The sequence below is a fragment of the Pontimicrobium sp. MEBiC01747 genome, assembly GCF_053601635.1.
This window is the reverse complement of sequence record NZ_JBSHNS010000147.1, coordinates 1-6,923: the sequence shown is the minus strand read 5'-3', so window position 1 is coordinate 6,923 and position 6,923 is coordinate 1. Positions and strand designations below refer to the sequence as shown.

7 protein-coding genes are annotated in these 6,923 nt (G+C 31.6%); 4 read left to right on the top strand and 3 right to left on the bottom strand.

Annotated elements, in window-relative coordinates; all coding sequences use genetic code 11:
• Positions 1-39: 39 nt before the first annotated feature.
• Genes ACVC2P_RS04010 through miaB form a run of 3 tightly spaced genes read right to left on the bottom strand, consistent with a single transcriptional unit; the run spans position 40 to position 3,752 of the window.
• On the bottom strand, positions 40-1,305 hold the full coding sequence (locus ACVC2P_RS04010) for a sigma-54 interaction domain-containing protein (RefSeq protein WP_452597198.1): 1,266 nt from the start codon (positions 1,303-1,305) through the stop codon (positions 40-42).
• A gap of 32 nt (positions 1,306-1,337) precedes the next feature.
• The gene (locus tag ACVC2P_RS04005) at positions 1,338-2,294 is read right to left on the bottom strand and encodes a hypothetical protein (RefSeq protein WP_452597197.1); all 957 of its coding nucleotides are present in this window, start codon (positions 2,292-2,294) and stop codon (positions 1,338-1,340) included.
• Positions 2,295-2,306: 12 nt separating this feature from the next.
• Entirely contained in the window at positions 2,307-3,752 is a 1,446-nt protein-coding gene (gene miaB, locus ACVC2P_RS04000; protein WP_452597196.1) for a tRNA (N6-isopentenyl adenosine(37)-C2)-methylthiotransferase MiaB, read from the bottom strand.
• Positions 3,753-3,890: 138 nt separating this feature from the next.
• On the opposite strand from miaB, the gene ACVC2P_RS03995 reads away from it, so the two are divergent.
• The 4 genes from ACVC2P_RS03995 to ACVC2P_RS03980 form a co-directional block, all read left to right on the top strand.
• Entirely contained in the window at positions 3,891-4,655 is a 765-nt protein-coding gene (locus ACVC2P_RS03995) for a hypothetical protein (RefSeq protein ID WP_452597195.1), read from the top strand.
• 28 nt (positions 4,656-4,683) lie between these two features.
• The gene (locus tag ACVC2P_RS03990; RefSeq protein ID WP_452597194.1) at positions 4,684-5,457 is read left to right on the top strand and encodes a hypothetical protein; all 774 of its coding nucleotides are present in this window, start codon (positions 4,684-4,686) and stop codon (positions 5,455-5,457) included.
• A gap of 9 nt (positions 5,458-5,466) precedes the next feature.
• Positions 5,467-6,378 carry a lipid A-modifier LpxR family protein gene (locus tag ACVC2P_RS03985; protein WP_452597193.1) on the top strand — a complete coding sequence of 304 codons (912 nt, stop codon included), beginning with the start codon at positions 5,467-5,469 and terminating at the stop codon, positions 6,376-6,378.
• Positions 6,379-6,494: 116 nt separating this feature from the next.
• On the top strand, positions 6,495-6,923 hold a 429-nt coding region (locus ACVC2P_RS03980), incomplete at its 3' end, for a toprim domain-containing protein (RefSeq protein WP_452597192.1).

The window sequence follows — 6,923 nt, the reverse complement described above, 5'->3', positions numbered from 1 at the left end:
GTTTAACTTAACATAATATTATTTCTGCTAAAATTCACCTTATAAGTCGAATTGTTTTATTTTTCGATATAATGTTCTTTCGCTTATACCTAACTCTTCTGCGGCTAATTTGCGTTTTCCGTTATGGCGTTCTAAAGATTTTTTAATGAGTTCTAATTCTTTATCATGTAAAGACAGTGTTTCTTCTTCTTCAATTTCTTCGGCAAAATCATAATTGTCACTAACAGTATTATAATTTTCGCTAGTTTTAGCTGTTTGGGGTATAGAAAGTACTTGTAAGTTGTCGGAACTTTCCTCGTAACTAGAGGTTTCGTTATCGTTACCGTAGATTTTCTGAATTAAACTTTCGTTGTCTTTTTGGACATCTTTAGAGTTTCCAGTTTTCATAAGTTCCATTGTAAGCTTCTTTAAATCATTTAAATCTGCTTTCATGTCAAATAAAACCTTATACAATATTTCGCGCTCACTACTAAAATCGCCTTCTGCTTTCGATGTTTTAATTACTGCGGGTAAATTATCTCCAGTACTAGGTAAATAACTACGTAATGCATCTGCCGAAATAGTTCTGTTTTGCTCTAAAACAGAAATTTGTTCTGCAACATTTCGTAATTGTCTAATGTTTCCGCTCCAACGAAATTTTAATAATATATTTATAGCATCTTCACTTAACTTTATAGTAGGCATTTTGTACTTTAAAGCAAAGTCGCTCGCAAATTTTCTAAATAATAAATGGATGTCTTCTTGACGTTCTCTTAAAGGTGGTAGGTTAATGTCTACAGTACTTAACCTATAATATAAATCTTCTCTAAACTTTTCTTTTTTAATAGCCTCAAACATATGTACGTTTGTGGCTGCTACTATCCTTACATTGGTTTTTTGAACCTTACTAGAGCCTACTTTTATAAACTCTCCATTTTCTAATACACGTAATAACCTTACTTGCGTCGTTAGTGGTAACTCTCCCACTTCATCTAAGAAAATAGTACCGCCATCTGCAACTTCAAAGTAACCACTTCTTGTTTGTGTGGCTCCTGTAAAAGCTCCTTTCTCATGTCCAAATAATTCACTGTCTATTGTACCTTCGGGTATTGCACCACAGTTAACAGCAATATATTTACCATGTTTTCTGTGAGATAGAGAGTGGATTATTTTAGGAATACTTTCTTTACCAACACCACTTTCTCCAGTAACTAATACAGAAATATCTGTTGGTGCTACTTGAATCGCTTTTTCTATAGCACGATTAAGTCCTGCACTATTTCCAATAATTCCGAAACGTTGTTTTGTAGCTTGAATGGATTCCATTAATTTATAAGAAAAATATTAAATGTTATTGTTTAGTTTACGTAGTTGAAAACTTCTGAGAATTCAAAAGATAAATCACTTCCAAAATTGTATGCAATTGTTCTACTAGAAATTCTGTTTGCCGAATTGTATTGTAAATTGAAATTATAAGCTGTTCCGTCTATATTTACACCATTCCAGTTTTTAGAAGAATGAAAATGTGCTAAAACAGATCCGATTTCGTCTTCGTATTCGTCTCCAAAAAATGATAAAAGATACTGCTCATCATAAACCACTTTTAATGGGCTGTTATTACTGTCGTAGGTATAAGTAGAGTTGGAGTTAGTTTCTCCTGCTCTTACACTGCTAGAGCAGTTGCCATCTGCATTGTAAGTTACTGTCTCTACTTGAATAGATGTTGTACCGTCAAAAGATTCTTTTTTTATTAATCTATTGCTAGCATCTGTTGTGAAAACTGTAGAAATATTAGAGCCTACTTCGGTTCTTGTTGCAGTATTTCCGCTGTATGTAAAATTGTAAACAAAATCATCATCGTCATCTTCAAAATAATCATAAGTTATTTGAGAAATTTTTCCATCTGTATAGGTTATAATATATTCGTTAGTTGTTACTCCGTCTGAGTTAACCGAAATATCACTAATAATTTGTCCTTCGCTATTTCTTGTATAAGTTTGCGTTTCTGTTTCTGCTGGAGCAGGTGGGACAGATACTTCAACAGTACTACTAGTTAAAATATTGTTTGCAATATTTAAATCAGATCGTGTAATGGTTTGTATAGGTGTGCCAAATAAACTAAATGTTACGTCTGTGTCTAGTTCGTAAAGGGATAGCGTTAAATCACCACTTTCTGAGCCTCCGCCACCTCCGGTACCACCACCTGTGCCACCTCCGCCGATTGGATCAGCCTCAAAAAAGCCGCCATCTAAAGGTTCATTTTCACATGCTGTAAATAAAGATAGCGAAACGAATAATAAGAGTATTTTTTTCATAGTTATTATTGATTAATTGTTTTTTGATAACCCAATAGCTTCACCAATTAGTGTAGCTTTTGTGCAATCTGTTACTTTTACATTTACAAAATCGCCAATATTATAGTTTCCTTTTGGGAAAACAGCGACTATATTTTGGGCGCTTCTACCAGACCAATGCTCGCTAGATTTTTTTGAAGCACGTTCTATTAAAACTTCTACCGTTGTATTTAAATATTGTTTAGTCCTAAATTCACTATGTTTAAGTTGAAGTGCAATAATTTCGCTAAGTCTTCTACTTTTAACCGTTTCAGGAACATCATCTTCTAATTTACGTTCTGCTAATGTACCTGGTCTTTCTGAATAAGTAAACATGTAGCCGAAGTTATATTTTACATACTCTAATAAAGATAAGGTGTCTTTATGGTCTTCTTCTGTTTCTGTTGGAAAACCAGCAATAATATCTTGACTTATAGCGCAATTAGGTATAATTTTACGAATATTATCTATAAGTTCAAAATATTCTTCTCTAGTATGTAAACGATTCATGGCTTTTAAAATACGATTACTTCCACTTTGCACAGGTAAATGTATATGGTTACATATATTATCGTATTTAGCCATAGTTTTAATAACATCTAAAGACATGTCTTGTGGGTTAGATGTCGAAAAACGAATACGCATTTTTGGTTGTGCTTCTGCACAAATAGATAATAGTTTAGCAAAGTCTATAGCTGTAGCCTTTTGCATTTCTGTAGCTTTTGCAAAATCTTTTTTTAAGCCGCCACCATACCAAAGGTAGCTATCTACGTTTTGCCCCAAAAGGGTTATTTCTTTATAGCCTTTATTCCATAAGTCGTTTACTTCTTCTATAATGCTTTGTGGATCTCTACTGCGTTCTCTTCCTCTAGTAAAAGGCACTACACAAAAGGTACACATATTATCACAACCTCTAGTAATAGAAACTAATGCAGTTACACCATTAGTGTTTATACGTACAGGTGAAATATCTCCATAAGTTTCATCTTTAGATAAAACAACGTTTATAGCGTCTCTTCCATCTTCAACTTCTGCTAAAAGGTTGGGTAAATCTTTATAAGCATCTGGCCCTACAACAAGGTCCACTATTTTTTCTTCTTCTAAAAATTTACTCTTTAAACGTTCTGCCATACAACCTAATACGCCCACTTTCATTTTTGGGTTAGTACGTTTTACAGCATTGTACTTTTCTAAACGCTTTCTTACCGTTTGTTCAGCTTTATCTCTAATAGAGCAGGTGTTAACTAATACTAAATCTGCATCATCAAGGCTTTTTGTAGTATTAAAACCTTCATTTTGTAATATGGAAGCAACAATTTCACTGTCGCTAAAATTCATAGCACAGCCATAGCTTTCTATAAAAAGCTTTTTAGTGTTTCCTTCCTTTTGTTTTAAAACAAGAGCGTCTCCTTGTTTGTTTTCGTCTATAATTTTTTCCATACTAAGTACCGATGCTACTATCAGTCAATAAGTGTGCAAAGATATAACTATTTTAAACATTATGACAAAGTGACATAGTGGTATATATGTTAAAAAGAATAATTACATTTGAAATACTAACTATTTAACAGATATAAAATGACATTTGAACAATTGCGCTCAAAAATACAGAATGCTCAACCTTTAGATTTTGGAACCATCTTCGATAGTTCAATAAACCTATACAAACAATTGTGGTTACAGGGGTTTTTAACCATATTAATAGGTGCGTTAATAACACTACCAATAGCCTTTATGTATAGTTTGTTTTTAGGAATGTTTGGTTTGGATGTTGTTAATCCTATAGAAGTGGGAGATTTCAAGATAGATGGGTTGTTTAATTTTTATAGTGCAAGTGCTATATATAATATTCCAGTTACAATAATTTCGACAACTGTAACTTTAGCGCTAACTTCAGCCTTTTACAGAATTTGTTTACAAAAAGAACAGGGCGAATCTGTGTCTGAGGACTATTTTTATTTTTTTAAAGGCGGACATTTAAGTAAAATACTAATACTTGCATTGGCCTATTCAGTAATAGCGGTAATTGCTCAGGCTTTGTGTTTTATTCCTTATATATACGTATGTGTCCCTCTAATGTTTTTTTCTGTGATATTCGCATTTAATTCGGAGAAAAGCGTAGAAGAAATTGTAAAGCTAAGTTTTGATATAGGAAACAAAAAGTGGTTAATATCTTTTGGGCTTCTAATAGTTACTGGTATTATTGCCTGTTTAGGTCTTTTAGCATGTATTATTGGTATGCTTTTTACATTGCCATTGGTTTACTTTCCAGCATATTTTATTTATAAAGAAGTTGTTGGATTTAATGATAATGATGATATTATGAAAATAGGTCAAGAATAAAAAATATTAATGTAAATACTAATCAATAATGTTTTCAGAAATACAACTTAAAATACAAAATGCTAAAGAATTAGATTTTGGAGTCATTTTTAACCAATCTATAGAATTGTTTAAGAAAATATGGGTACAAGGTTTGGTTACAGAGTTGTTAAAATATGTTTTAATGATTCCTTTGATGTTTGTACTTTATATTCCTTTAATTTTATTCGGAATTATTGGAGGAGAAATGATGGATCCACAATCTATTGAGGAGGGCTTGCAAGCAGAGGGGATTGCTTTTATAGTGTTCTTTTATATAATGATGCTTGTAATTATGTTTTTTGCCGTTATTATTGTTTTTGGTATGCAAGCTAGTTTTTATAGAATGTCTAAAGCTAAAGATTATAATGAGGTAACTGGAGATGATTACTTCTATTTTTTTAAAAAACCTTATTTAAGTAAAACGATAAAGATAGGGGCAGCAGGAGCGGGGATTTATGTATTAGCAATGTTGCTTTGCGTTTTGCCTGTGTTTTATGTTATGGTTCCTGTAGCATTAATAAGTGTGATTTATGCATTTAATCCAGAACTAACAGTGTCTAACATTATAAAACTAGCATTTGATTTAGGCAATAAAAAATGGCTAATTACTTTTGGTTTAATAATCGTATCTTCTTTGTTAGCTCAAATTGTAGGAATGTTTATGTGCTTTGTAGGAGTTTATGTAACTATCTCATTCGCTTACCTACCACAGTACTTTATTTATAAAGAAGTTGTTGGTTTTGATGATAAAGACGACATATTAAAAATAGGAAACGAATAATATTTATTTTTGAAAACAACCATACTCTCTTTTCTAACCTTAATTAGTGTTTGCTTTTCGTATACTCAAGATGTTAACGAAGCTTTAGGTTTTGCTATAGAGAATGATAAAATGGTTTTGTTAGACCGCTATTATACTAGTGGCTTGTTTATAAATTATAAAAGAAATCTTGAAAATAACTTTTTATTTAAAAAAGATTCAAGTAGTACACTACAGCTAAATGTAACAATAGGAAATGAAACCTACACCCCTAAAAATTTGCGTAGTTTCAATACACAATTATTTGATCGTCCGTATGCAGGATGGTTATTTTTAAAAACAGAACTAGTTAAAGTAAAACGAGCTAATATGCTGTCTTTAGGAGTAGAAATGGGTATTACAGGAGAAGAGTCTTTAGCAGGAAAGCTACAGACTTGGTTTCATGAGTTCTTAAATATAAACGATAACCCAACTTGGCATCAAGAAATAGAATTTAAGTTTTTACTAAACCTTAAAACAAAATATATTTTAAATACACAGATAAGTAATAAACAAAGCTTACAATATATAGGAAGCGCAAGCATAGGAACTAAGGATATATATATGGAGTATGGTGTAGATTATTTTGTAGGTAAATTTAATGCGTTACAAAATACGTCACGCCTAGAACTAATAGATAAAACTAAACAAAACGAATTTTTTGGATATTTAGGATTAGCGTATAGATATGTCGCACACAATACTTTAATACAAGGAAGTTTAGATTATGAGGATGTACTTTTTACCTCAAGAATAAAGCACCACTTGTTAAAATTTAAAGTAGGCACAGTTTTGAAAATAAGGAACAGTACTTTTAAATTGGGGTACAATTTTAATACAAGAGAAACACCAAAAGCAGCAACCCATGCATATGGGACATTAAGTTTTTATCAGAGTTTTTAATATAAAAATGGGCAAATGAAATAAAATAAAATGTATTAAAAATGAAGCTTTAAGAACTTTTAATTAGGTTCGTATATTTTTTTTCACATACATTTGTACATTCAAAAAAATGAAGAATGGCGAAGAATTTAGTTATAGTTGAGTCACCTGCTAAAGCAAAAACTATAGAGAAGTTTTTAGGAAAAGACTTTAAAGTAGAATCTAGTTACGGACATATATCCGACTTACCCTCAAAAGAACTAGGTGTTGACGTAGATGGCGATTTTAATCCAAAATATGAAGTATCATCAGATAAAAAATCTGTTGTAAAAAAACTTAAAGAATTAGCAAAAAAAGCAGAAACGGTTTGGTTAGCTAGTGATGAAGATCGAGAAGGAGAAGCTATTGCATGGCATTTAGCAGAATCTTTAAAATTAGATAAAGAAAAAACAAAGCGAATTGTATTTCATGAAATTACAAAATCTGCAATCCAAAAAGCGGTAGAAAATCCAAGAAGTATAGATTACGATTTAGTAGATGCACAGCAAGCACGTCGTGTATTAGAT

Coding starts and splice junctions, on each gene's coding strand:
- ACVC2P_RS03995 (WP_452597195.1), top strand. CDS start 3,891: ATGACATTTGAACAATTGCGCTCAAAAATACAGAATGCTCAACCTTTA.
- ACVC2P_RS04010 (WP_452597198.1), bottom strand. CDS start 1,305: ATGGAATCCATTCAAGCTACAAAACAACGTTTCGGAATTATTGGAAAT.
- miaB (WP_452597196.1), bottom strand. CDS start 3,752: ATGGAAAAAATTATAGACGAAAACAAACAAGGAGACGCTCTTGTTTTA.
- ACVC2P_RS04005 (WP_452597197.1), bottom strand. CDS start 2,294: ATGAAAAAAATACTCTTATTATTCGTTTCGCTATCTTTATTTACAGCA.
- ACVC2P_RS03990 (WP_452597194.1), top strand. CDS start 4,684: ATGTTTTCAGAAATACAACTTAAAATACAAAATGCTAAAGAATTAGAT.